The sequence below is a fragment of the Amphritea sp. HPY genome, from assembly GCF_050870985.1.
Lineage (GTDB): Bacteria > Pseudomonadota > Gammaproteobacteria > Pseudomonadales > Balneatricaceae > Amphritea.
This window is the reverse complement of sequence record NZ_CP194015.1, coordinates 5,181,135-5,205,401: the sequence shown is the minus strand read 5'-3', so window position 1 is coordinate 5,205,401 and position 24,267 is coordinate 5,181,135. Positions and strand designations below refer to the sequence as shown.

Below are 24,267 nucleotides of genomic sequence, written 5' to 3'. Positions count from 1 at the left end.
TTACTTCCTATGGGCTAAGATCTTGTGCTTTGCTTTGATCTTATATTCAGCTCGTATGATCAGAGCTTATGGTAGATCTCGGCACCGGTCTCTTTAAACTCTTCCGACTTTTCCTGCATCCCTTTTTCCGCCGCCGCTTCAATCGCTGCGACTTCGCTGGAATCCAGGTTACGTACTTCCTGCGAGATCTTCATCGAGCAGAATTTCGGGCCGCACATGGAGCAGAAGTGCGCGACTTTGGCGGACTCTTTCGGCAGGGTCTCATCGTGGAACGCACGGGCGGTGTCCGGGTCAAGGCCGATGTTGAACTGGTCTTCCCAGCGGAACTCGAAGCGTGCCTTGGACATCGCATTATCACGGATCTGGGCACCCGGATGACCTTTCGCAAGGTCTGCCGCATGGGCAGCGATCTTGTAGGTGATGATGCCGGTCTTAACATCGTCTTTGTTTGGCAGGCCAAGGTGCTCTTTCGGCGTTACATAACAGAGCATGGCGCAACCGTACCAGCCGATCATCGCCGCACCGATACCGGAAGTGATATGGTCATAGCCCGGTGCAATATCGGTGGTCAGCGGTCCAAGCGTGTAGAACGGTGCTTCGTGGCACTCAGTTAGCTGCTTGTCCATGTTCTCTTTGATCATGTGCATCGGCACGTGACCAGGGCCTTCGATCATCACCTGTACGTCGTGCTTCCAGGCGATCTTGGTCAGCTCGCCCAGGGTTTCCAGCTCAGAGAACTGCGCTTCGTCGTTGGCATCGTAAACCGAGCCAGGACGCAGGCCATCGCCCAGTGAAAAGGACACATCGTAGGCCTTACAGATCTCGCAGATCTCTTCGAAGTGGGTGTAGAGGAAGTTCTCTTCATGGTGCGCCAGGCACCATTTCGCCATGATGGAACCACCGCGGGAGACGATACCGGTCATCCGCTTGGCGGTCATCGGTACGTAGCGCAGCAGTACACCGGCGTGAATAGTGAAGTAATCCACCCCTTGCTCAGCCTGTTCGATCAGGGTGTCGCGGAACACTTCCCAGGTCAGGTCTTCGGCCACGCCGCTGACTTTTTCCAGCGCCTGGTAGATAGGTACGGTACCGATCGGTACCGGCGAGTTACGCAGGATCCATTCGCGGGTTTCGTGAATGTTCTTACCGGTAGACAGGTCCATGATGGTATCGGAACCCCAGCGGATACCCCAGGTCATCTTCTCCACTTCTTCCTCGATGGAAGAGCTCAGCGCCGAGTTACCGATGTTACCGTTGATCTTGACCAGGAAGTTACGACCGATGATCATCGGCTCGACTTCCGGATGGTTGATGTTGGCCGGGATAATGGCACGACCTTCAGCCACCTCTTTACGCACGAATTCAGGGGTGATCTGTTCCGGCAGCTGGGCGCCGAAGCTGTGGCCCGGGTGCTGCTGGTCAACCATCTGACCTTCGGCGCCGGCTTTGGCCAGCTTCATGTTCTCGCGGATGGCGATGTATTCCATCTCAGGCGTGATAATGCCTTTACGGGCATAGTGCAGCTGGGAAACGTTAGCGCCTTCTTTGGCGCGCAGTGGCTTTCGCGTCAGCTCAAAACGCAGGTGATCCAGACGCAGATCCTGCTCCCGGCCGCGGCCGTATTCAGAGCTCAGGCCATCTAATTGCTCGGTGTCGTTACGCTCATCAATCCAGCTTGCACGAAGCGGCGCCAGACCTTTACGGACATCGATCTCAGCTTTTGGGTCGGTGTAAGGACCGGAGGTGTCATAGACATACAATGGCTCATTCTTCTCGCCACCCATATCAGTCGGGGTATCGTCCAGCGAGATCTCGCGCATCGGTACCTGAATATCCGCGCGGGAGCCTTCGATATAAACTTTACGCGAGCTCGGGAATGGCTGAACGGATGCTTCGTCAACCTGGGCGCTGCGGCTTAAAACTGTATTTGAGTCTGCCATTTTAATACCTGCTTTTTGATTATTCTTCGTCTGCTTACCAGAACTTATAAAAGTGATGTACCGGGCCGTGCCCCTTACCTACATCAAGAGTGTCCGCTGCAACTATTGCACCGTGAATATATTCTTTTGCTTGCTGTACTGCCGCTGCCAGATCCAGACCGTGAGCCAACCCAGCAGTTACTGCGGATGCGAGAGTACAACCCGTTCCATGGGTATTGCCTGTCGCGATCCTAGGAGCAGAAAACTGCTGCATCTGCTTACCATCAAACAACAGGTCAATCGAATTTTTACTACCTTCCAGATGTCCGCCTTTGAGCAGTACTGCTTTGCAACCAAGTTGCACAAGCTGTTCCGCTGCAAACTCCATTTCAGCCATTGATGCAGGCTCAGGACAATCTAAAAGTATTGCTGCTTCCGGGAGGTTGGGCGTGATCAGGGTTGCCTGAGGAATCAGTTTGGCTTTAAGCATATCAACGGCACTGCTCAGCAGTAACGCGTCGCCACTTTTTGCAACCATAACGGGATCGACCACCAGCCTGGCTGGTGCATGCTGTAAAAGCTTATCAGCGACTAGCTCAACAGTCTCCACATCACCTAACATGCCGATCTTAACTGCAGTAACATTCAGGTCATCGAACACAGCATCGAGCTGCAAACCGAGAACGTCTGAAGGTATAGGATGGATAGCCCGCACTTCGCTGGTATTCTGGGCGGTCACAGCAGTAATCACTGACGCACCATAGACACCTAAAGCAGAAAAAGCCTTCAGATCTGCCTGGATACCCGCACCTCCACTGCTATCTGAGCCAGCAATTGTAAGCGCGATTGGAACTGTTTTATGTGGCATGTACTTAGTCCAGCAACTATGAGCTAAACCGAATACAACACTGAGGAGAATTACGGTTTATCTCGATTTCCTACGCCGGAATTAACCGGATCAGGTTCGCGGGTTACTGCCATTATAAAATTCAAAAGAAGAATTCAGCAGCTCTCAGCCCCAACGGGCACCCCGACCAAGATAGGGCTAGTTTATGATCACAACGCCAGTCTGTCTATCTATTAACCGTAATAAGAGAAAACCTCTTATAACGTATCGTTCTAACATTAAAAAATAGGAATTTTTCCTATATTTTTCTCATGGCACACCGCAGATAATGTGCTTCAAGGATTTAAGAGCATTCATGGACCGAATACGGGACGGCCAAGCAACGCGGAAAGGATGGCAAGGAATGCAGGCATGATGCCTGGGATATTACCGCAGGGATCATGGAAGCCAGGACGAAGAGAGTACTCAAGGGGAACTGAGTACTCTCTTTTTTATGCGTAAATAAAACATTTGTTTGATTTTTGACTCCGTATAGGACTTTTTCCTATAGCCAGGCGTCTGAATATCACCATAATAGGCACTGAAGGATCGATACACTTCAAGGATGACGAAAAAGGATGGCGACTTGTTTACTCCGCTCTTGATAAAAGAGTGGCTCAGTAGAAGGTCAGGCGAAAAAGGATACATGGAAGTCGGCAGGATGCCAGCTGTAGATTTCGCAGAAAGATTCATAAGGATTATGAAGTGCCAACCTGAAGAGAGTACTTAAGGGGAACTAAGTACTCTCTTTTTTTCTTGCAAATCAGCGCTGAAATATCACAGCAGCGCAGACAATTGCTATAAACGCCCCCCCTCATTCCCATAGAAACTCACTAGGCTAGCCTCAGATAAAGACCCGCCACATCAAATTTTGATCCACCGCGGCAGTGCGGCTACCACATCAGGGTATTTGGTTAGTTAAAGCGATGAATATTCCAGCCCGTGCTTTAACTCCTCAAGGCCCAATTAAGCACACACTTCAGCCAACCCCATCGACTCAAAATATCTGAATTAGCCAGCTGTATCCTACTTTAATTATGCTATCAGGCTCTTCTTAAGCCAGTCCGTGACTATGCCTGCCAGTTTGTGCGGCGCAGTCAACGGCATCATATGCCCTTCACCCGGCACCGCAATTAACTCAATCGGTTGCTCGGCCTTAGCCTGCACCCGCCGAGAATAATTTAGCGACAACACCTCATCCTGATCACCCTGAACAATCGCCAAGTTAAACGGATAGCGTTGCTGCATAATTCCGGCACGATGCGAAAACAGGCTGGACAGCGTCTTAAACGGGTAATCCAGCACCATCATAGGGTCCTGATTAATCAGCTGACCAGCCGGGTGGCCGGCCAGCAGCTGATCATAATCCACAATCCAGGACAGCGGCAGCTTGATATGAGGAAACAGCAAACCACTACCCCAGGTCCATTGCCAGCCCAGATAATGGAACAGATCGGGCGCTTCCTCAGTAGTAAGCAATGTGCCACATAAGACGGCGGCGATTCGCTGATCTTTCTCAGCTGCGGCCACCGCCAGCAACGCACCAATCGAATAGCCAAACAGAGAAAATGAGCCGGTATAGCGCTGCTCCAGGGCATTCATGACTAATTCAACTGACTGACATACCGTTTCGACAGTGTAGAGACCCGGCTCACCGCCACTATAGCCGTGGCCCGGAAGGTCTATAGCAACTACATTGAATCCCTGCTCTGAGATATGGTGCAGCATCTCGGCATACAGCTCAGCGTAAGTACCAATTCCCGGCAGGAAGATTAAAACCGGCGCATCAATACTGTGTTCATATATTTCACAGTGCAGCGGCAATGATCCGACATGAAATGTTTCACGATGCTGCAGATACTCCCCATTACCCAATGCGCGCCAAAGATCTTCCCGGGTTGGACAGACATCGCCCCCCAGCGGGGTTGGTTTCAATAACGGTTCAATAATACTCATCAGCGCTGACACTCCGGACAATAAACGGTACTTCTCTGACCCAGGCGGATCTCTTTCAGACTGTTACGACACTGCACACAGCTTTCTCCTGCACGCCCATAGACCTGCAGTTCCTGCTTAAAATAACCCGGTTTTCCATCACCGCCGACAAAATCCTTTAAGGTCGTCCCCCCCTGAGCGATAGCACGGGACAGTACCTGTTTAATTTCTGTAACAAAGACCGCCAGACGCTTTTTAGAAACCCGACCTGCAGCCCGCTTAGGATGAATGCCTGCACTGAACAATGCTTCATTGGCATAGATATTACCCACACCAACAACAATATGACTATCCATTATCAATTGCTTGATAGCACCTTTTCGCCCCTGACAGCGCTGCCACAAATACTCAATATTAAACTGATCGGATAAGGGTTCAGGACCCAGCTTGGCAAGCAGATCATGCTGCGTACCAGCCGGCTGCCATAATACGGATCCAAACCGCCGCGGATCAGTCAGGCGCAGAGCCATACCGCTATCCAACTGCAGATCAACATGGTCATGATAGGCCGCAGGCTGGTCGGTCGCCACCAGGTAGAGGCTGCCCGACATCCCCAGGTGGATCATAACGGCACCTGGCATCGTGTGAAGCAACAGATACTTACCCCGACGCTCCACCGCTTCAATACGCTGACCATCAATCAGATCGCCAAGGCCTCCCGGTACCGGCCAGCGCAGCTTTGGCTGACGTACCACCAGGCCGGTAATAATTTGTCCCTGTAAGTGGGGTTCAATCCCACGACGGGTCGTTTCTACTTCGGGCAGTTCAGGCATAATCGAAATCGAAAACTCACTGATAATGAACAGGCAAAAAATCACCAGACACAAAAAAACCCGGACCAGCCGGGTTTTTCTTTAAGCACAGATCCTTATTTGATCTTAGCTTCTTTATACGTTACGTGCTGACGTACAACCGGATCATACTTCTTCATTTCCAGCTTGTCTGGAGTAGTACGCTTGTTCTTGGTCGTAGTGTAGTAGTGACCAGTACCAGCAGAAGATACCATCTTAATCTTATCGCGCATGTTACTGCTCCTTAAACCTTGATGCCGTTCTTACGAACTTCAGTCAGCACTACATCGATACCTTTCTTATCGATGATGCGCATACCTTTAGAAGAAACACGCAGACGTACAAACTTCTGCTCGCTCTCTACCCAGAAACGATGCCAGTGCAGGTTCGGAAGAAAACGACGACGCGTACGGTTCAATGCGTGGGAAACATTGTTTCCTGTTACAGGACGCTTACCTGTAACCATGCAAACTCGAGACATATTAAAACACCTTTAATAAATTCAATTACATCTTCTATCAGATACTTATTGGGCCGAAAGCTATGATTCCCAAATACACGGGTAGCTTTGCGATCCTCAGGCGGAGCGTCTTATACCAAGACAATTTACCGTACCAGTGGATAGAAGAGCGCGCATTGTACAGAATATGACCGTCCATAGCTACCGTAAAATACAGATTCTATATTAAGCCTCTTTCGGCCAACGAAACAGTCTCTCCGTCGCCGATAACCATATGATCCAACAAGCGGATATCCACCAGCTGCAGGGCTTCTTGCAAACGTTTGGTAATACTGCAATCGGCATGGCTGGGCTCGGCCACACCGGAAGGATGGTTATGGGCCAGAATTACCGCCGCCGCATTTCTCAACAAAGCCTGCTTCACCACTTCTCTGGGATGAACCGATGCGCTATCGATAGTGCCAGCAAAAAGTTCATCAAAGCAGATCACCCGATGTTGATTATCAAGCATCAGACAGCCAAAGACTTCCCGGGAACGGTTGCATAACTGGCTCTGCAGATAACTCCTTACCGCTTGCGGTGAGTCCAGCACTGAATCCCGCTGCAACCTCTCTGCAGCAGTACGGCGACTGATCTCCATAACCGCCTGTAGCTGTACATATTTAGCCGTGCCTAAACCATTAGCTTCGCAAAACTCCGATTGTGATGCGCGGATCAGTTCCCGCAGCGTACCAAAACGTATTAACAGATCCCTGGCCAGATCAACGGCACTGCGCCCCCTCACTCCGGTTCGCAGAAATATCGCTAATAATTCTGCATCCGACAAGGCTCTCGCTCCCTTATGCAGTAACTTTTCTCGAGGCCGTTCCATTTCAGGCCAATCCGTAATCGTCATCACACAACTCCTTTTGTGTCTCTTAATTCAATCATGCAGAAGCAGTTTAGACGTTTTTTAATGCCAGCAATGTTCCCCGCTAACGGTTAATGGTATCTTTAGCTCCCTGTTTTCAGCTGACATAACAGTTATACGGTATGCAAAGACTTACAAATCGACAGATCGTTTTAGGTATTACCGGCGGTATTGCCGCCTATAAAAGTGCCGAATTAACCCGCATCCTGAAAGGTGCCGGTGCGGACGTCCGGGTTGTCATGACAGCCGCCGCGACAGAATTCATCACACCGCTGACGATGCAGGCTCTCTCCGGTCATCAGGTACACCAGCACCTGCTTGACCCTGAAGCTGAGGCTGGCATGGGTCATATTGAACTGGCTAAATGGGCTGATATGGTACTGATCGCCCCGGCTAGCGCAGATTTCATGGCCCGCCTCGATAACGGCCATGGTAATGACCTGCTAACGACTATCTGCCTGGCTACTGAGGCACCTATTGTGCTGGCACCGGCAATGAATCAGGCGATGTGGCGCGATCCTCAGACGCAGGCGAATGCCAGGAGCCTGCAACAGAAAAACATCCGTCTGCTGGGGCCCGGTGTCGGTGAACAAGCCTGTGGTGATACTGGTCCGGGGCGGATGCTCGAACCTACGCAAATAGCGCAACAGGCAGCCGATCTGTTTGATCTCGGACTATTGTGCGGCAAGCGGGTCTTTATTACCGCAGGACCTACCCGCGAAGCGCTCGACCCGGTTCGCTATATCAGTAACCACAGCTCAGGAAAAATGGGTTACGCCCTGGCCGAAGCGGCTATCGACGCCGGCGCTCAAGTCACCCTGATCAGCGGTCCGGTTAATTTACCAGCTCCGCAGCGCTGCGAAGTTATTCGGGTAGAGAGTGCCGAACAGATGCTTGATGCATCTCTGCAGAATATAAGCCAGTGCGATATTTTCATCGCCTCAGCCGCCGTAGCAGATTACCGCCCGGTTTCGATTGCTGAGCATAAGATGAAGAAAGGCAACGAAGAGATAATGGAACTGCATCTGGTGAAAAACCCGGATATCGTTGCTACCGTAGCCGGTTTAGAAAGAAAACCTTTCACCGTCGGTTTTGCCGCTGAAACCCAGAATGTAGTTACCTATGCTCAGGGCAAACTGGTGCGCAAAAATCTGGATCTTATTATTGCCAATGATGTATCCCGTAGCGATATCGGCTTTAACAGTGATGACAATGCAGTCACCGTTGTCAGCCGTCATCATGTCAAACCATTACCGCTAAGCAGCAAGCGCCAGCTTGCCGGTCAACTGATTGAAATGATTGCCAGCCAGTACGAAACCGCAGAAGAGTAAGAGACCAGACTATGAAAAAGCTACAGGTAAAAATTCTTGATGATCGCATTGGCGGACAGTTTCCACTTCCCCACTACGCCACCGAAGGCTCTGCCGGTCTTGATCTGAGGGCCTGCCTGAATCAGTCAATAATTCTGGAGCCGGGACAAACAGAACTGCTACCTACAGGCATCGCGATACACATCGCTGATCCTGCGTTATGCGCTATGATTCTGCCCCGCTCAGGTCTGGGGCATAAACACGGTATTGTACTGGGCAACCTTGTCGGTCTCATCGATTCCGATTATCAGGGTCAGCTCATGGTTTCCTGCTGGAACCGCGGCGATACCAGCTTTACCGTAGAACCGGGTGAACGTATTGCACAGTTAGTACTGGTTCCCGTGGTACAAGCCGAGTTTGAAGTGGTTGATGAGTTCAGCGACAGTGATCGTGGTGATGGCGGTTTTGGTTCATCCGGGCGTCACTAAGGCTGAATAGAATGATCAAAAACACACAACTGGATGCAATTGCCACAATTCCGGTCGAAATATTCCGGGCTTACGATATCCGCGATTTCCATGAAAATACGTTTAATACTGACTGTGCAGAACTAATCGCTCAGGCAATAGATGGTAAGGCCCGTCAGAGTGCTACTAAGGCAAATTCAGGATAATGAAAAAAACACTGCAGGATGCAATTGCCACAATTCCGGCCGAAATATTCCGGGCTTACGATATCCGCGGCATCTACGGCAAAACCCTCAATGCTGACTGGGCCGAACTGATCGGCCTGGCTATTGGCAGCGAGGCGCGTTTACGCGACCAATCAAGTCTTACCGTTGCCTATGATGGCCGCCTGTCCAGCATCGAACTCAGTAACGCTCTGATTCGGGGACTACTCAATAGTGGTATCGATGTAATCAACATCGGCCTAGCGCCAACCCCCGCGCTGTATTACTCGACGGTTGCATTAGATACCGGATCCGGCGTTATGGTAACCGGCAGCCACAACCCCACCGATTACAACGGCTTTAAAATCATGCTCGGCGGCCACACTTTATGTGGCGACGAGATCAGCGCACTGTGGCAGCGAATCAAAAAACAGAATTTAAATTGTACGCAGGCCGGCCAGCTTAGCCATGCAAATATCCGAAGCGGCTATCTGCAGAAAGTATGCGATGCCCATCCAATCGATACCGCAGGTAAGCCTCTTAAAGTAGCGATTGACTGCGGTAACGGCGTCCCCGGTCCCTGGATAACCGAACTGCTGGAATTATGTAACTGCGAAGTTATTCCACTTTTCTGCGATGTCGATGGCACCTTTCCTAACCACCACCCTAATCCAGAAGAGATTGAGAACCTGCAACAGCTTATCCACTGCGTTGTAAAAGAGCAGGCTGATATCGGACTGGCGTTAGATGGCGATGGCGATCGCCTCGGTGTGGTAACCAATAGCGGTGCTGTAATCACTTCGGACCAGTTAATCTGCCTGTTCGCCGACCGCCTGTTGCAACAGCATCCCGGTGCAGAAGTCGTCCACGATGTTAAAAGCTCCCTCTCACTGAGCAAGCTAATCCGCGAAAAAGGTGGCATCGCTACCATGTGGCAATGCGGCCACTCGATGATTAAAAACCGTATGCGGCAAACCAACGCACTGATGGGGGGGGAATTCAGCGGCCATCTGTTTTTTGCCGATCATTGGTATGGTTTTGATGACGGGCTCTATAGCTCGGTCAGACTACTATCAGAACTGGCCAAGTCCGGTGTCAGTGCCGACCAGTTATTTGCAGTCTACCCACAGCCACTGGCAACCCCGATGATCAATATTAAGGTCAGTGAAGCTGAGAAGTTTCAACTTATTGATGATCTCATAAAACAGCCATTTGAAGCGGCCACCTGCCATACCATCGACGGCTTACGAGTCGAGTATGAAGACGGCTGGTTCGGCATCCGAGCCTCCAATACCACACCGGTTCTGACCCTTCGTATTGAAGCTGACAACCCATCAGCGCTGGCCCGTTTGCAGCAGCTGATAAAGAAAAAACTTAAACTGGTTAATCCTGACTTGCAAATACCGGAGTTAGCGGTTACAAACTACACAAACACTATAGACAGAGAACCCTAGAATGCCCCTGACACGTAAAGAAGCGATCAATACCGCTAACGTGCTAAGCGAAGCACTGCCGTACATCCAACGTTTTTCCGGTAAGACCGTGGTAATTAAGTACGGCGGCAACGCGATGATCGACGATAAGCTGAAGAATAGCTTCGCCCGTGACATCGTTATGATGAAGCTCATCGGTATCAATCCGATCGTGGTACATGGCGGCGGCCCTCAGATAGGTGATCTGCTTGATAAGCTTTCGATCGAATCCCATTTTGTTAACGGCATGCGGGTCACCGACTCCAAAACGATGGACGTGGTCGAGATGGTGCTCGGCGGCATGGTCAACAAAGATATCGTTGGTCTGATAAACAGAAACGGCGGTAAAGCGATCGGTATGACCGGTAAAGACGGTATGCTACTGGGTGCCCGCAAGCTCAAGGTAAAACATCAATCTCCGGAAATGTCAGCCCCGGAAATTATCGACATCGGCCATGTCGGTGAAGTCGAACATGTTAATACCGATGTTTTGAACATGCTGGTTAATTCTGACTTCATTCCGGTTATCGCACCGATTGGTGTCGGTAAAGATGGTGCTTCCTACAATATCAACGCCGACCTGGTTGCTGGCAAAGTCGCCGAAGTCCTACAGGCAGAAAAACTGATTCTCCTGACTAACATCGCAGGCCTGATGGACAAAGAGGGAGAGGTACTGACCGGACTGAGTACCGAACAAGTCGATGCCCTGATTGAAGATGGCACTATATATGGCGGAATGTTACCTAAGATCGATTGCGCCCTGAGCGCGGTGAAAAGCGGTGTCAACAGCTCACATATTATCGATGGCCGGGTTGAGCATTCCTGCTTGCTGGAAATTTTCACCGATGAAGGTGTCGGTACCCTGATCAGTAATAAAGCCCACAAGGTGTAATAAGTATGGATGCTAAGGAAAAAATATCTCGCCGGGAACAGATACTGCAATCGCTGGCGCTGATGCTGGAAAATGATCCGGGCGCCCGGATCACAACAGCAGCTCTGGCTAAACACGTTGGTGTATCGGAAGCTGCGCTATATCGTCACTTTCCAAGTAAGGCCAGAATGTTTGAAGGCCTGATCAGCTTTATCGAAGATACAATGTTCAGCCGGATAGCAATTATTACTAATTCTGAAGCCAGTGCGCTAAAGCAGTGTGAACAGATCCTTACCTTATTACTCGCGTTCGTCGAAAAAAACCCGGGGATGGCCAGAATTCTGACCGGTGACGCCCTGGCCGGCGAAACCGATCGCCTGCGCCAGCGGATCAATCAGTTCTTTGAACGGCTTGAAACACAGCTGAAACAGATCCTGCGTACCGCAGAACAAAGCGAAGGCCTGCGCACAGCATTACCAGGCGGTGCTACGTCCAATCTGATGCTGGCGTCAGCGGAAGGCAAAATCCGTCAATTTGTACGCAGTGAGTTTAAAAGTCGCCCAACCATTAACTGGGCCGACCAATGGGCTGTACTTTCAGTAGCAATCGTCCGTTAAGCAGTGCTGAGTGAACAACTTGGCCTGCTCGGCATCTCCTTGCTGGCCAATGGTTTATCTGCCATGGCAGGCGGTGGTGCCGGCCTGCTTCAACTCCCGGTTCTTTTGTTTCTCGGGCTCAGTTTCAGCAGCGCGCTGGCCACCCACAAAATAGCCAGCGTCGCTCTGGGCATTGGTGCCACTCTGCGCCACCTGAAAGAAGGTAATCTGGATCTTCGCTTCTGCGGCTTTATCCTGATTAGCGGATTACCAGGCGTAGTAGTTGGCGGCCTGACTATTCTCCACCTGCCTGAATCCCTAACCATTTTCAGCCTCGGTATTCTCACCACCAGTCTCGGTATCTATTCAATATTCAAACACCAGCTTGGCCTGGTATGCAGCCCTCGGCACAGAGACCTTAACGGACTGTTGATCGGTGGTTCAGTGTTATTTCTGATCGGCATTCTGAACGGATCACTGACCTCGGGCACCGGACTGTTTGTAACATTGTGGCTGGTACGCTGGTTTGGCCTTGATTACAAATCCTCTGTTGCCTATGTTCTGATTCTGGTCGGACTGTTCTGGAATGGATCTGGTGCAATAACTGTCGCACTGCAACAACCGCCTCACTGGAGCTGGTTACCGCCATTGATCATTGGTGCGATTATAGGTGCTTATGGCGGCGCCCATCTAGCCCTGAAAAAAGGCAATCAATGGGTAAAAAGGGCATTTGAATGCCTGACAATTGTAGTGGGAATAAAACTGATCAGTGATGGATTCTGGCTCTGGCAATCAGGGCTTAGCCTGAATTGAGCCATCGCCAGCCAATGCCGTTTTGCAACACGCCTTATCTGCACTTTGCTGACTCAATTCTGCAGCAGCTCTCTGCGCATCAACCAGACGCCGGGCTTCTGCCTGCTGAAACAGGAATCCACTAGGCGCGACCAACTGAATTCCTTGCTCCCCAAGCATGGGAATCGCTTCCGCCAGATAACTTACGGTCACCGGATAAGGATGACCAATCAGCACAGCAAAACCTTGTTGCCGGGCCAGCCTAAGCGCATAACGGAACTGTTTATCAACAAATTCGGTGGTCTGTTCATGATCCAGGAAAACATCACGCATCATCCAGGGTACTCCGCGTTGATAAGCCGACTTCCAAGCCGTCGTCTTCGCGGTTGTCACACTGTCCAGAAAAAACAATCCCTGCTCGGCAATAACATCCATCACCCAGCTCATCTGCTTCCCACGCTGGGTTAACAGACTTCCCATATGGTTATTGACGCCTGAGACATAAGGAATCGCCGCAATATCCTGCTTAAGTATCTGCTGCAGAGAGGCCTTATCCAGATCTAATGTTAATGCCCCCGGACCCAGCCGCCGATTATGTGTATTTGCCATAGGCACATGCAACATAACCTCTTTGCCCTGACTATGCGCCATTCGGGCCAGGGTTTTACTGTGAGGGGTATGGGGTAGCACCGAATAGGCCACCGGCCCCGGCAAGGCCACAGCAGCCACACCCTGTGCAAGATTATCACCGATATCGTCGATAATCAGGATCAGCCGTGGCAACCTGCTTTCGGCAACAGCCTGCCCGGTGAATATAAATAAAGCAAAAACAAGTCCCAGCGCAATTGCCGGGACCGGTTTAAGATAAAAACGCCTTATCACTGATCGCTCTTAACCTGGGGTTGCTCTGCCGGTGCTATAGCGGCTGAGTTCCCGAGTGTAATTGGTCCCGCTATAGCTAACGCTTTTAAAAGATTAAGCGCCTCATAGAGCTGATAGTCAGTTTCCGCAAGACCACTCTGATCAGTAGCCGCGGCAGCCTTTTTAGCATCGCCATTTTCAAGGTGGCCACTCAGATCCCGCTCTTTGATAAAGTCACCGTTTTCACGCAACTTAATATCTGCCTGACCAACATAGATATCCGGCTCAATACCCTGCGCCTGAATAGAACGACCACTCGGCGTATAGTAACGGGCAGTGGTTAGTTTAACCGCACGGTCTTTAGCCAGTGGCAGGATAGTTTGCACTGAACCTTTACCAAAGCTATCGACACCCATAATCACGGCGCGTTTTTGGTCCTGCAACGCACCAGCAACGATTTCAGATGCCGAAGCGGAACCCTGATTAATCAACACAACTAAAGGCCGGCCATTACCCAGTGTCTTTGTGGTTGCGCTATAACGTAGCTCAGAATTAGGCAATCGCCCCTTAGTGTAGACAATTAAACCCTGATCCAGAAACGCATCACTTACTTCAATTGCAGCACGAAGAACGCCGCCGGGGTTATTACGCAGATCAAGCACCAAGCCTTTAAGTTCGGCTTGCTGATTGAGCTTATCCAGCGCCCGTTTAAGATCTTTGCCCGTATTCACCTGAAACTGAGTTATTCGCAGATAACCAATATCCTCGCTAAGCAGTCGCTGTTTAACGCTGGCAACACGAATCACATCCCGGATTACCGGAATTTCCAAAGGCTTGTCTTCGCCGTCACGAACGACCGTTAGAATCAGCTCCGAACCCGGTTTACCCCGCATCAGCTTAACTGCATCATTCAGATCCATACCCTGAACCGGCTGATCACCCAACTTGATGATCAGATCGCCAGCTTTAACCCCGGCACGTTGCGCCGGCGTATCATCGATCGGCGTGATAACCCGGACAAAACCGTCTTCGAGACCTACCTCAATACCCAGGCCACCAAATTCACCACTGGTATGGGACTGCAACTCATCGAAGGCATCCGGCTCAAGGTAAGTGGAATGAGGATCAAGCCCTGCTAACATGCCACGCACCGCATCTTCCAGTAACTTGGCATCATCAACAGGCTCTACATAGGCTTTTTTAATACGCTCAAAAACCTCTGCAAACAAGCGAATCTCTTCCAGTGGAATTGAATCCTGAACCGGCTCGGGCTCGGACTGGGCCAATACCGGATTACCGAGAAGCAAGGTAGATAAAAGTAGTGATGTACTGATTGTTGATAGCTGTTTAATCAGCTTCATAGTGAGTCCTTCAGTTAGCTAAACCGATACTGACAGTGTAATTGCAGGATAACCGCTCTGCCTACCTTCTCGCCAGCCATTTCAATGGATTACTTGGTTTTCCCTTATATCGGACAGCGAAATACAACCCCGGTTTAGTATTACCGCCGCTATTACCAATAGTTGCCACTGTTTCTTTCGCTGACACCCATTCGCCAACATCTTTTAACAACGTTTCGTTTTGCCCATAGAGGCTCATATAGCCGCCACCATGATCAATAATCAACAGTAAACCATAGCCCCTCAGCCAGTCAGAAAAGACCACCCGACCATGGTGAACAGCCCTAACTGAACGCCCCGACCGATCAGATAACAAAACACCATCAAATCTGACACCCGCCTGAACATTGCCAAAACGACGACTCAGCACTCCGCTGTTAGGCCAGGGCAGACGCCCTTTAAGCTCTTTAAAAGCACGGTCATCACCACCCAGGGCTATTTTATCGACCGAAACCCGTATCTCATTTAGCACTTTTTCAAGACGGGCCTGATTAGCCTGCATCGTTTTCAATTGCTGGCTACCGGCCTTCAACTCCTGCTCAAGCTTTGCTAATACCTGCTTCCGCTCCTTGCGAGTCTGTTCAAGACTCGTGGCACGCAGTTTCAACTGATCCCTGTGATCGAAAATATCTATCTGCGCGGAACGAATATCCTGCTCAGCCTGGTCCAGCTGTTGCAGATCATCATGGAACAACTGGAGCTTTCGACTCAAAGTCATATTAATTTGATCATAGTAACGCAACATCCGGGACACCTGCTCCGGATCACGCTGATTAAGTAACAGCTGCAACCGGGGCTGGCGTCCCTGTTTATACTGCTGTTGTAACTGCAACTGCAGTTCTCCAGCACGGCTGTGCAATGAATGCAGCAGTGGTTTGCGCTGCGCTTCAAGCTGCTTCAGTTTAACTTCCGCCCCCTTGAGCTGACCGTCAAGAACCAATATTTCCTTAGCCAGTACACCTATCTTTTTATCTGTGCTGCGTAATTCATTTTGTACCGACTTACGCTCTCCCTTCACTTCACCCAGGGTTTGAGCCAGCTCTCTGATACTCTTCTTCAGCGCTTTCACCTGCGCCTCTGTCGCCTGATCTTTTGACGCGGCATTAATCACCGGCGCATTCAGCAGGCCCGACATAAGGAACAGAAAGATAAAAAAATTCTTCAGCATATACAAAATGGCCGCTCAACGAGCGGCCTATAATCCATTATTGAAAGTTTACCAACGATCGTCCGGTCATCTCTTCCGGTTGATCCAGATCCATTAACGCCAGCAACGTTGGGGCAAGATCACACAAAGCGCCGTCCTGCAGACTAATCTTCCCTTTACGCGGACCATCATAAACCAATGCCACCGGCCACGTGGTATGCGCTGTATGCACCTGCCCGGTTTTGGGATTGAGCATTAACTCGACATTGCCGTGATCGGCAGTAATCAGCGTTTCTCCAGCAACTTTTTCCATCGCGGCCAGCACCTTAGTGATACAGTCATCAATCACTTCCACCGCCTTAACTGCTGCGTCAAAGTTACCGGTGTGGCCGACCATATCAGGGTTAGCAAAGTTACATACGATCAGATCATACTTGCCACTGGCAATGGCAGCAGCCAGCTTTTCTGTCACTTCCGGCGCACTCATCTCAGGCTTCAGGTCATAAGTAGCGACATCAGGCGAAGGTACCAGAATCCGGTCTTCACCAGCATAAACCTGTTCTTCACCAGCATTAAAGAAGAAAGTTACATGGGCGTATTTTTCTGTTTCGGCGATACGCAGCTGGGTTCGACCTAGTGTAGAAAGGTATTCTCCCAGGCAATTCTTAAACTTCATCGGCGGATATGCACAGCTTGCATCAATATCGGAGGCATACTGAGTCAACATCACGAAGTCGCTCAGCCGCGGCTCTACAGAACGGCTAAAACCATCAAATTCAGCATCGACAAAAGCCCGGGTAATCTCCCGCGCGCGATCCGGACGGAAATTGGCACAGATCACAGTGTCATTATCACGGATCAACCCTTTTGGCTGACCATCTTCACCAATAATAGTCGTCGCCTGAACGAACTCATCATTTTCATCCCGCTCATAGGCGTTATTAAGCGCATCCATTGCACTTGCTTCATAACAAGGTGCCAGGCCCTTTGTCATCGCATCGTATGCCAGCTGGACCCGATCCCAGCGATTATCGCGATCCATGGCAAAGTAACGCCCAACAATTGTGGCAATAGCACCGGTACCCAGCTCGGCGAATTTAGCTTCCGCCGCTTCGATAGAAGCCTTAGCGCTACGCGGCGGCATGTCTCTGCCATCGAGAATGCCGTGCAGGTAGATCTTATTGGCACCACGTTTAACCGCCATCTCCAGCAATGCAAACAGATGCTCTTCGTGACTGTGCACGCCACCCGGGGATAACAATCCGGTCACATGTACAGCGCCATCGGCTGCAACAGCTGCATCGATAGCCTTAACTAAAACCTCATTGCTAAACAAAGAACCGTCTTCGACCGCCTTACTGACCCGGGTAAAATTCTGGTAAACAGTTCGTCCGGCTCCGATATTCATATGACCCACTTCGGAGTTACCCATCTGGCCTTCAGGCAGACCGACAGCCATACCGGAAGTTGCAACGCGGCTATGTGGCGCCTGCGCCATAAGCTTATCCCAGGTTGGCGTATTCGCTGCGGTTACAGCACTGGATTCGGTACTCTCGACGCCAAAGCCATCAAGAATAATTAACGCTTTCGTGGATCGTTGATCAGTCATATGTAATCTTTATATATCGGGTAACTGTGGAGGATCAGCATTTTACGTTGAAATCGGTCTCAAGGCGAATTACCGACAGCCAGACACAATCAGTTACCTGACTCACCTTTCGCTTAAAACCCACTCCGACCAGGCATAAGCAGCTGCAAATCAATTTTTACGTTTTTTTGCCGTGGAAAAACGGCTTAGCTGTTACCTCAGCAAACTCAGCAAGGTATACTTAGCCGCCTTATAGGTTTTGCTAACATCTTTGATAATATCGACCGCTTCTAAAAGCAAGCGGCTACGATTCTCACAGCTGGACAAATATACGATGGAACAACTGATCGATTTTGCAACAAACAACATTCTTCTGGTCGCTGCCTGGGCCCTGACTATCGCCATGCTGCTATGGACCGAACAGAATAAAGCTGGCAAGTCTGTCGACACGCATGAAGCGACACGCCTGATCAACAAAGAAGGCGGTGTTATACTGGATATTCGTCCGAAGAAAGAGTTCGCCACCGGTCATATCACTAATGCCGTACATATTCCGGCCAGCGATATCGACAACCACCTGACCGAACTCAACAAGCATAAGCAGAAGCCACTTATTGTAGTTTGCAATATGGGCCAGACTGCCGGTGCTGTTAGTAAGAAACTGAAAGCCGCTGGCTTTGAAAATGTCATTCGCCTGTCCGGCGGCATGACAGAATGGAAAGCTCAAAGCCTGCCGGTCATCAAGTAAATACGATGAAAGCGATCACCCTCTACAGTAACGCCTGGTGCCCGTTTTGCCGCCGCGCAAAAATGCTACTCGATCACAAAGGCGCACAATATACTGAGATCGATATTGAACGCGAAGTAGGCACTCGCCAGCAGATGATTGAACGTAGCGGGCGGACATCAGTCCCTCAGATTTTCGTTGAAGACACCCATGTTGGTGGCTGTGACGACCTTTATGCATTGGAGCAACAAGGTAAATTAGACCTGCTGCTCACCAGCTAATAAGACAGATATAAGGACTAAGACAATGGCAGAGAACGAACAGAACGCACAAAACCAGGAGCCACAAGCTCCGCAGTTTGCTATCCAGCGCGTGTACATTAAAGACTCTTCTTTTGAAGCACCAAATTCACCTCAGGTATTCACCAAGCAGTGGCAACCCGATGTTAATCTGGATATGAACACCGCCACCTCGCAACTGGACGAAGGTGTGTTCGAAGTTATCCTGACTCTGACCGTTACTGCTAAAAACGATAATGACACTGCTTTTCTTGCTGAAATCCAGCAGGCCGGCATCTTCACTATTTCCGGCCTTGGCGAAGCAGAGCTGCACCACACTCTGGGAGCATTCTGCCCAAGCATCCTGTTCCCGTATGCCCGCGAAGCGGTTGATAGCCTGGTAAACAAAGGCAGCTTCCCTGCCCTGATGCTGGCACCGGTAAACTTTGACGCACTGTATGCACAGCAGATGCAGCAACGCGCTCAGGAAGAAGCGGGTAGCGAAGCGCAACACTAAGCGATATCACAAGACATAAAAAAGCCGGGAGTATCCCGGCTTTTTTGTTTGTAAAAACAGCTAAGACTCACCACCAAAATCTAACTGACGCCAGGCCTCATAAACCATCACAGCCACAGTGTTAGACAGGTTCAGACTACGGCTATCAGCATTCATCGGCAGACGCAGGCGCTGCTCTGCAGGCAGAGAATCTAAAACATCGGCAGGCAAACCACGGGTTTCAGGCCCAAACAACAGTACGTCACCGACAGAAAACTCAACCTTTGCGTAATTCTGACTGCCCTTAGTAGTTAATGCCCAGACCTTGCCACCATCGATCTTCTGCAGACATTCAACAAGAGACTGGTAACGCTGCACCTTGGCAAACTCATGATAATCCAACCCGGCACGGCGCAGCTTCTTATCATCGAAATCAAATCCCAGCGGCTCGATTAGATGCAACTGAAAACCAGTATTGGCACACAGACGGATAATATTACCGGTATTGGGTGGAATCTCAGGTTGATAAAGAACGACGTGGAGCATAAAAAATCCCTGACTCTGAATGAGGCAGGGATTATAACTGAACCGGTCACCGCAGAGGAAACCTTCTCTCTACTCAACGCCCTCTTCAACGTCATCATCCATACCCAGTTCCTTTATTTTCCGGGTCAGGGTATTGCGCCCCCAGCCGAGTAGCAAAGAGGCATCGCGACGGCGGCCCGCAGTATGCTTAAGCGCGGTCTCAATCATTATTTTCTCGAATGCAGGAACCGCATCATCGAGAATGGCGGAATGGCCTTGTTGTAGCTGTTGGTCAGCCCAGTTCCGTAGCGCCTTTTCCCAGTTCGAAGTGGTGACATTGTCATCGTCGGACTGTTCAAGCAACTCCGGTGGCAAATCAGCAACCAGTACTTCACGGCCTGACGCCATGACTGTCAGCCAGCGGCAGGTATTTTCCAACTGCCGCACATTACCCGGCCAGGCCAGTGAACACAAGAATGCCTCGGTATCAGGGTGCAGCTGCTTAGCTTCAACATCCAGTTCTTCGGCTGAGCTTTGCAGAAAGTGCCGTGCCAGACGAGCAATGTCCTCGCGCCGCTCGGCCAGCTTAGGTATATGAATCCGGATAACATTCAGACGATGGAACAGATCTTCCCGGAAGCGCCCTTCAGCAACCAGTTTTTCAAGATCCTGATGGGTAGCCGCAATAATTCGCACATCTACCTTAACCGAAGTGTGACCGCCAACCCGGTAAAACTCACCTTCTGCCAATACCCGAAGTAAACGGGTCTGCGTATCAGCCGGCATATCACCGATCTCATCAAGGAACAACGTGCCACCATTAGCCTGCTCAAAGCGACCGGGCCGTGCACTGGCCGCCCCTGTAAACGCGCCCTTCTCATGGCCAAACAACTCAGATTCGATCAGGTCTTTCGGTATCGCTGCCATATTCAGGGGGATAAAAGGTGCCACAGCCCTGGGGCTGTGCTGATGCAGCGCCTGAGCAACCAGCTCTTTACCGGTTCCGGATTCACCATTGATAAGGACTGTGATATTGGACTGCGACAGCCGGCCTATCGCCCGAAACACCTCTTGCATTGCTGGCGCTTCACCAATAATTTCAGTCTGCGGTTCCACCTCCTCTTGAGCTTGCTGCTGCTGTTGTTGCTCTCTGGCGTGTTCAACTGCCCGCATAACAAGAGCAACCGCCTCATCAATATCAAAAGGCTTTGGCAGGTATTCAAACGCACCGCCTTTATATGAAGCGACTGCACTTTCCAGATCCGAATGCGCTGTCATGATGATGATCGGCAGTTCGGGCAAGCGCGCAGTAATCCGCTCCAGCAGGTCCAGCCCATCTATACCCGGCATTCTAATATCGCTAACAACAACATCGGGAGTATCCCGTTCCAATTGTTGCAATAAGCTATCACCATTCTCGAATAGAGTGACATCAACCCCTTCACCGGACAACGCCTTATCAAGCACCCATCGGATGGATCGATCATCATCGACAATCCAGACATTCGCTGCCTTAGCCATCTTATTTACTCCAGCGGTATCAATAGTTGAAATTTGGTTGTGCCTGGTTGAGTCTCACACTCAATCAGGCCTTTATGCTGCGCCAGCACAGACTGGGCGATCGATAAGCCAAGCCCTGTTCCGGCTGCACGACCACTAACCATCGGATAGAAGATTTTGCTCAGAATATCTTCCGGAATACCCGGCCCGTTATCGATTATGTCGACGCAACACACCAGCCGATGCATCTCAGCACCCAAGGTAATATTGCGCACAACCCTGGTGCAGAGCTTTATCACCGGATGTTCAACCTCAGATTCCTGCATCGCCTGCATGCCGTTACGCACAATATTAAGCACCGCCTGAATCAGCTGTTCGCGGTCCCCCATAAACTCAGGCAAGCTAGGATCATAATCCCTCACCAGCTGAAGCCTGCCACCGGTTTCCGCACTCACAAGGCTGCAGACATGCTCCAGAATCGCGTGAATATTAACCTCTTCCAACTGCGGCATCTTATGCGGCCCCAGCAGACGGTCGACCAGATTACGCAGCCGATCGGCCTCATCGATAATCACCCGGGTATACTCATGCAACGACTCATCATCCAGCTCCCGCTCCAATAGCTGAGCAGCACCACGCAAACCACCTAAAGGATTTTTAATCTCATGGGCCAGACCCCGCACCAGACTAATCACCGTCTCATGGTTACTTAACAACTCCTCTTCCCGGGAAATTCGAATTAATCGATCCCGCGGGGTGACCTCAATGAGCAATAGCCGGCCATATTTCTGAGGCAGCGGATTTACACTGTAATCAACCGTCAGTTCAGTGCCTTTAAGAGTATTGAGCTTTGCTTCGCGCTTGGTAAACGGATGCCCGGTTTTCAGAGAAGCGTTTAGCGCCTGCTGGTTATCATCAACCAGAAACCAGTCCTTAAAGGCAATCTGCTGCAACCTTCTGGAACTGGCCTCAAGCAACATCTCCGCTGAAGGATTCATATAGACAAGCTCAAGATCACCATCAACAAGAATCGCCGCGGTGGTCAGATTGTCCAGTATATGTTTATGCAGATCAGATGCTTTCATCGGGAACCTTCAGCAAACCTAAAACAAATAGCGTCATTCCTTATTAACAAAGCAAGAAGCAAACCAATATGTTCAATATCCAATAAAACCAGTAACCAGCCAGAATCAACCGGATTCAAGCAATACCAGTATCATCTGGAACATATTAATTGCACTTATATGTTGCAGTGTAGGGCAATCAACAATATTTGCACCACATTAGTGCAACTGGTGTTTTTTGGTAATTTTGAAAGACAAAAAAAAACCTCCCGTGAGGGAGGCTTTTATCGTTAATCCTTAAGGATTAAACAGAGTAGTACAGGTCGAATTCAACCGGGTGAGTAGTCATGCTCACACGCTCGCACTCTTCACGCTTCAGACCCAGATACGCGTCGATCATGTCGTTAGTGAATACACCACCGGCAGTCAGGAAGTCACGATCGTTATCCAGAGCATTCAGCGCTTCTTCGAAAGATGCTGCTACTGTTGGAATCTCAGCCGCTTCTTCAGCTGGCAGGTCATACAGATCTTTATCTGCAGCATCGCCAGGGTGAATCTTGTTCTGAATACCGTCAAGGCCAGCCATCATCAGTGCTGCGAAGCACAGGTATGGGTTAGCAGAAGGATCAGGGAAGCGAGTCTCTACGCGGTATGCCTTAGGGTTAGTCACATAAGGGATACGGATAGAAGCTGAACGGTTACGGGCAGAGTAAGCCAGCATTACCGGTGCTTCAAAGCCAGGAACCAGACGCTTGTATGCGTTAGTAGAAGCGTTAGTCAGTGCATTCAGTGCTTTAGCGTGCTTGATGATACCGCCGATGTAGAACAGGGCAGTTTCACTCAGACCAGCATATGCATCGCCGTGGAAGATGTTAACGCCATCTTTAGACAGAGACATGTGAACGTGCATACCTGAACCGTTGTCACCAACGATTGGCTTAGGCATGAATGTAGCAGTCTTGCCGTAAGCGTGAGCAACGTTATGTACACAGTACTTCAGGATCTGAACTTCGTCTGCCTTAGCAGTCAGAGTGTTTGGACCTACACCGATTTCGCACTGACCAGCAGTTGCTACTTCGTGGTGGTGTACTTCGATAACCAGACCCATCGCTTCCATTGCGTCACACATAGCGCCACGCAGATCGTGCAGAGAGTCAACCGGTGGTACTGGGAAGTAACCGCCCTTAACACGTGGACGGTGACCAGTGTTGCCGCCTTCCATGCTGTGGCTAGAAGCCCATGAAGCTTCCTGAGAACCGATAGAGTAGCCGCAACCACTGATATCAGCGTGCCATTTAACTTCGTCAAACACGAAGAACTCTGGCTCAGGACCAAAAATAGCTGTATCGGCAATACCGGTCGACTTCAGGTACGCTTCAGCACGGTTAGCAACAGAACGTGGATCACGCTCATAACCCTGACCAGTAGCAGGCTCAACGATGTCACAACGAACAATAATAGTTGAATCTTCAGAGAACGGATCCATAACAGACGCGCTGTCATCAGGCATCAGAATCATGTCAGACTCGTTAATACCTTTCCAGCCACCGATGGAAGAACCATCGAACATCTTACCTTCTTCGAAGAAATCTTCATTTACTTCGCTTGCAGGAATAGTTACGTGATGCTCTTTACCATGAGTATCGGTAAAACGCATATCTACCCAACGAACTTCGTTGGCTTTGATCAGATTCATAGTCTCTGACATTTGGCTTTCTCCACTAGATTAAATCGCCAGAATTCTTACTGCCCGTAACTCAATTAGGAGCATTGAATAACAGGCCATAAGCTCATATCGCTTTTACAGAGCAAACAACATGCCAGATCTCTCCAACAGCGAAAGCACTGCGTTTAAAGCAGATATAGTGATCGCAATATCAAAATATTGCACCAATAACGCGCACCAACAAAGCAAAGCGAACCATTTTGGTGCGGATTATTTTTTAGTATACCTTATCACTCTATCTGGCCTTAAAAAGGTGCCGACATCATACTCCAACAATTTGGAC

Annotated in this window: 25 protein-coding genes and 1 riboswitch; of the genes, 10 read left to right on the top strand and 15 right to left on the bottom strand. The window is 50.1% G+C overall.

Translation table 11 applies throughout. The annotated features are described in order from the left end of the window. Positions 1-59: 59 nt before the first annotated feature. From thiC to radC, 7 genes are all read right to left on the bottom strand, one after another. Positions 60-1,940 carry a phosphomethylpyrimidine synthase ThiC gene (thiC, locus tag ACQUQM_RS23220; protein ID WP_432472243.1) on the bottom strand — a complete coding sequence of 627 codons (1,881 nt, stop codon included), beginning with the start codon at positions 1,938-1,940 and terminating at the stop codon, positions 60-62. Between the two features lie 34 nt (positions 1,941-1,974). Beyond that, positions 1,975-2,787, bottom strand: coding sequence for a bifunctional hydroxymethylpyrimidine kinase/phosphomethylpyrimidine kinase (thiD, locus tag ACQUQM_RS23215; protein ID WP_432472242.1), 813 nt, complete (start codon positions 2,785-2,787; stop codon positions 1,975-1,977). Between the two features lie 50 nt (positions 2,788-2,837). Continuing rightward, positions 2,838-2,962, bottom strand: a riboswitch (TPP riboswitch). 878 nt (positions 2,963-3,840) lie between these two features. Continuing rightward, positions 3,841-4,761 carry an alpha/beta hydrolase gene (locus ACQUQM_RS23210; RefSeq protein WP_432472241.1) on the bottom strand — a complete coding sequence of 307 codons (921 nt, stop codon included), beginning with the start codon at positions 4,759-4,761 and terminating at the stop codon, positions 3,841-3,843. Continuing rightward, a complete protein-coding gene (gene mutM, locus ACQUQM_RS23205; RefSeq protein ID WP_432472240.1) occupies positions 4,761-5,573 on the bottom strand; it encodes a bifunctional DNA-formamidopyrimidine glycosylase/DNA-(apurinic or apyrimidinic site) lyase in 813 nt (270 codons plus the stop codon). Before mutM ends, ACQUQM_RS23210 begins: the two co-directional genes overlap by 1 nt. Positions 5,574-5,668: 95 nt before the next feature. Further along, on the bottom strand, positions 5,669-5,824 hold the full coding sequence (rpmG, locus tag ACQUQM_RS23200; RefSeq protein WP_432472239.1) for a 50S ribosomal protein L33: 156 nt from the start codon (positions 5,822-5,824) through the stop codon (positions 5,669-5,671). Between the two features lie 11 nt (positions 5,825-5,835). Further along, on the bottom strand, positions 5,836-6,072 hold the full coding sequence (gene rpmB, locus ACQUQM_RS23195; protein ID WP_432472238.1) for a 50S ribosomal protein L28: 237 nt from the start codon (positions 6,070-6,072) through the stop codon (positions 5,836-5,838). A 199-nt stretch (positions 6,073-6,271) separates the two neighbouring features. Continuing rightward, positions 6,272-6,946 carry a RadC family protein gene (radC, locus tag ACQUQM_RS23190; RefSeq protein WP_432472237.1) on the bottom strand — a complete coding sequence of 225 codons (675 nt, stop codon included), beginning with the start codon at positions 6,944-6,946 and terminating at the stop codon, positions 6,272-6,274. A 137-nt stretch (positions 6,947-7,083) separates the two neighbouring features. Between radC and coaBC the strand changes: the two genes are divergently transcribed. Genes coaBC through ACQUQM_RS23155 form a run of 7 tightly spaced genes read left to right on the top strand, consistent with a single transcriptional unit; the run spans position 7,084 to position 12,693 of the window. Further along, positions 7,084-8,292 carry a bifunctional phosphopantothenoylcysteine decarboxylase/phosphopantothenate--cysteine ligase CoaBC gene (coaBC, locus tag ACQUQM_RS23185; RefSeq protein ID WP_432472236.1) on the top strand — a complete coding sequence of 403 codons (1,209 nt, stop codon included), beginning with the start codon at positions 7,084-7,086 and terminating at the stop codon, positions 8,290-8,292. A gap of 11 nt (positions 8,293-8,303) precedes the next feature. Further along, positions 8,304-8,759, top strand: a complete 456-nt coding sequence (gene dut / locus ACQUQM_RS23180) for a dUTP diphosphatase (RefSeq protein WP_432472235.1) — start codon at positions 8,304-8,306, stop codon at positions 8,757-8,759. 11 nt (positions 8,760-8,770) lie between these two features. Beyond that, on the top strand, positions 8,771-8,944 hold the full coding sequence (locus ACQUQM_RS23175; RefSeq protein WP_432472234.1) for a hypothetical protein: 174 nt from the start codon (positions 8,771-8,773) through the stop codon (positions 8,942-8,944). Then, positions 8,944-10,395 (top strand): phosphomannomutase/phosphoglucomutase, encoded by a 1,452-nt coding sequence (locus ACQUQM_RS23170; protein ID WP_432472233.1) that lies wholly within the window; start codon positions 8,944-8,946, stop codon positions 10,393-10,395. Before ACQUQM_RS23175 ends, ACQUQM_RS23170 begins: the two co-directional genes overlap by 1 nt. A gap of 1 nt (position 10,396) precedes the next feature. Then, complete coding sequence (gene argB / locus ACQUQM_RS23165) at positions 10,397-11,305, top strand: acetylglutamate kinase (protein ID WP_432472232.1); 909 nt, start codon at positions 10,397-10,399, stop codon at positions 11,303-11,305. Positions 11,306-11,310: 5 nt separating this feature from the next. Beyond that, complete coding sequence (gene slmA, locus ACQUQM_RS23160; RefSeq protein ID WP_432472231.1) at positions 11,311-11,901, top strand: nucleoid occlusion factor SlmA; 591 nt, start codon at positions 11,311-11,313, stop codon at positions 11,899-11,901. Between the two features lie 3 nt (positions 11,902-11,904). After that, on the top strand, positions 11,905-12,693 hold the full coding sequence (locus ACQUQM_RS23155; RefSeq protein ID WP_432472230.1) for a sulfite exporter TauE/SafE family protein: 789 nt from the start codon (positions 11,905-11,907) through the stop codon (positions 12,691-12,693). Here the strand turns inward: ACQUQM_RS23155 and ACQUQM_RS23150 are convergent. From ACQUQM_RS23150 to gpmI, 4 genes are all read right to left on the bottom strand, one after another. Beyond that, positions 12,673-13,554, bottom strand: a complete 882-nt coding sequence (locus tag ACQUQM_RS23150; protein ID WP_432472229.1) for a divergent polysaccharide deacetylase family protein — start codon at positions 13,552-13,554, stop codon at positions 12,673-12,675. The two genes, ACQUQM_RS23155 and ACQUQM_RS23150, sit on opposite strands and share 21 nt — an antisense overlap. Then, positions 13,551-14,894, bottom strand: coding sequence for a S41 family peptidase (locus ACQUQM_RS23145; protein WP_432472228.1), 1,344 nt, complete (start codon positions 14,892-14,894; stop codon positions 13,551-13,553). Before ACQUQM_RS23145 ends, ACQUQM_RS23150 begins: the two co-directional genes overlap by 4 nt. 61 nt (positions 14,895-14,955) lie before the next feature. After that, positions 14,956-16,101, bottom strand: coding sequence for a murein hydrolase activator EnvC family protein (locus tag ACQUQM_RS23140; protein ID WP_432472227.1), 1,146 nt, complete (start codon positions 16,099-16,101; stop codon positions 14,956-14,958). A 37-nt stretch (positions 16,102-16,138) separates the two neighbouring features. After that, the gene (gene gpmI / locus ACQUQM_RS23135) at positions 16,139-17,689 is read right to left on the bottom strand and encodes a 2,3-bisphosphoglycerate-independent phosphoglycerate mutase (RefSeq protein ID WP_432472226.1); all 1,551 of its coding nucleotides are present in this window, start codon (positions 17,687-17,689) and stop codon (positions 16,139-16,141) included. Positions 17,690-18,002: 313 nt separating this feature from the next. On the opposite strand from gpmI, the gene ACQUQM_RS23130 reads away from it, so the two are divergent. The 3 genes from ACQUQM_RS23130 to secB are packed head-to-tail and all read left to right on the top strand — an operon-like array spanning position 18,003 to position 19,190. Then, positions 18,003-18,416, top strand: coding sequence for a rhodanese-like domain-containing protein (locus tag ACQUQM_RS23130; protein WP_432472225.1), 414 nt, complete (start codon positions 18,003-18,005; stop codon positions 18,414-18,416). Next, positions 18,383-18,676 (top strand): glutaredoxin 3, encoded by a 294-nt coding sequence (gene grxC / locus ACQUQM_RS23125; protein WP_432472224.1) that lies wholly within the window; start codon positions 18,383-18,385, stop codon positions 18,674-18,676. Before ACQUQM_RS23130 ends, grxC begins: the two co-directional genes overlap by 34 nt. A 25-nt stretch (positions 18,677-18,701) precedes the next feature. Beyond that, complete coding sequence (gene secB / locus ACQUQM_RS23120) at positions 18,702-19,190, top strand: protein-export chaperone SecB (protein ID WP_432472223.1); 489 nt, start codon at positions 18,702-18,704, stop codon at positions 19,188-19,190. A gap of 60 nt (positions 19,191-19,250) precedes the next feature. Here the strand turns inward: secB and trmL are convergent, their stop codons facing one another. From trmL to glnA, 4 genes are all read right to left on the bottom strand, one after another. Continuing rightward, complete coding sequence (gene trmL / locus ACQUQM_RS23115) at positions 19,251-19,715, bottom strand: tRNA (uridine(34)/cytosine(34)/5-carboxymethylaminomethyluridine(34)-2'-O)-methyltransferase TrmL (RefSeq protein ID WP_432472222.1); 465 nt, start codon at positions 19,713-19,715, stop codon at positions 19,251-19,253. A gap of 69 nt (positions 19,716-19,784) precedes the next feature. Next, complete coding sequence (glnG, locus tag ACQUQM_RS23110; RefSeq protein ID WP_432472221.1) at positions 19,785-21,215, bottom strand: nitrogen regulation protein NR(I); 1,431 nt, start codon at positions 21,213-21,215, stop codon at positions 19,785-19,787. A gap of 5 nt (positions 21,216-21,220) precedes the next feature. Then, on the bottom strand, positions 21,221-22,279 hold the full coding sequence (gene glnL, locus ACQUQM_RS23105; RefSeq protein ID WP_432472220.1) for a nitrogen regulation protein NR(II): 1,059 nt from the start codon (positions 22,277-22,279) through the stop codon (positions 21,221-21,223). Positions 22,280-22,562: 283 nt separating this feature from the next. Next, positions 22,563-23,966: a glutamate--ammonia ligase gene (gene glnA / locus ACQUQM_RS23100; RefSeq protein WP_432472219.1), complete on the bottom strand. Its 1,404-nt coding sequence runs from the start codon at positions 23,964-23,966 to the stop codon at positions 22,563-22,565. Between the last annotated feature and the right edge of the window lie 301 nt (positions 23,967-24,267).

Coding starts and splice junctions, on each gene's coding strand:
- thiC (WP_432472243.1), bottom strand. CDS start 1,940: ATGGCAGACTCAAATACAGTTTTAAGCCGCAGCGCCCAGGTTGACGAA.
- thiD (WP_432472242.1), bottom strand. CDS start 2,787: ATGCCACATAAAACAGTTCCAATCGCGCTTACAATTGCTGGCTCAGAT.
- ACQUQM_RS23210 (WP_432472241.1), bottom strand. CDS start 4,761: ATGAGTATTATTGAACCGTTATTGAAACCAACCCCGCTGGGGGGCGAT.
- mutM (WP_432472240.1), bottom strand. CDS start 5,573: ATGCCTGAACTGCCCGAAGTAGAAACGACCCGTCGTGGGATTGAACCC.
- rpmG (WP_432472239.1), bottom strand. CDS start 5,824: ATGCGCGATAAGATTAAGATGGTATCTTCTGCTGGTACTGGTCACTAC.
- rpmB (WP_432472238.1), bottom strand. CDS start 6,072: ATGTCTCGAGTTTGCATGGTTACAGGTAAGCGTCCTGTAACAGGAAAC.
- radC (WP_432472237.1), bottom strand. CDS start 6,946: ATGACGATTACGGATTGGCCTGAAATGGAACGGCCTCGAGAAAAGTTA.
- coaBC (WP_432472236.1), top strand. CDS start 7,084: ATGCAAAGACTTACAAATCGACAGATCGTTTTAGGTATTACCGGCGGT.
- dut (WP_432472235.1), top strand. CDS start 8,304: ATGAAAAAGCTACAGGTAAAAATTCTTGATGATCGCATTGGCGGACAG.
- ACQUQM_RS23175 (WP_432472234.1), top strand. CDS start 8,771: ATGATCAAAAACACACAACTGGATGCAATTGCCACAATTCCGGTCGAA.
- ACQUQM_RS23170 (WP_432472233.1), top strand. CDS start 8,944: ATGAAAAAAACACTGCAGGATGCAATTGCCACAATTCCGGCCGAAATA.
- argB (WP_432472232.1), top strand. CDS start 10,397: ATGCCCCTGACACGTAAAGAAGCGATCAATACCGCTAACGTGCTAAGC.
- slmA (WP_432472231.1), top strand. CDS start 11,311: ATGGATGCTAAGGAAAAAATATCTCGCCGGGAACAGATACTGCAATCG.
- ACQUQM_RS23145 (WP_432472228.1), bottom strand. CDS start 14,894: ATGAAGCTGATTAAACAGCTATCAACAATCAGTACATCACTACTTTTA.
- ACQUQM_RS23140 (WP_432472227.1), bottom strand. CDS start 16,101: ATGCTGAAGAATTTTTTTATCTTTCTGTTCCTTATGTCGGGCCTGCTG.
- gpmI (WP_432472226.1), bottom strand. CDS start 17,689: ATGACTGATCAACGATCCACGAAAGCGTTAATTATTCTTGATGGCTTT.
- ACQUQM_RS23130 (WP_432472225.1), top strand. CDS start 18,003: ATGGAACAACTGATCGATTTTGCAACAAACAACATTCTTCTGGTCGCT.
- grxC (WP_432472224.1), top strand. CDS start 18,383: ATGGAAAGCTCAAAGCCTGCCGGTCATCAAGTAAATACGATGAAAGCG.
- secB (WP_432472223.1), top strand. CDS start 18,702: ATGGCAGAGAACGAACAGAACGCACAAAACCAGGAGCCACAAGCTCCG.
- trmL (WP_432472222.1), bottom strand. CDS start 19,715: ATGCTCCACGTCGTTCTTTATCAACCTGAGATTCCACCCAATACCGGT.
- glnG (WP_432472221.1), bottom strand. CDS start 21,215: ATGGCTAAGGCAGCGAATGTCTGGATTGTCGATGATGATCGATCCATC.
- glnL (WP_432472220.1), bottom strand. CDS start 22,279: ATGAAAGCATCTGATCTGCATAAACATATACTGGACAATCTGACCACC.
- glnA (WP_432472219.1), bottom strand. CDS start 23,966: ATGTCAGAGACTATGAATCTGATCAAAGCCAACGAAGTTCGTTGGGTA.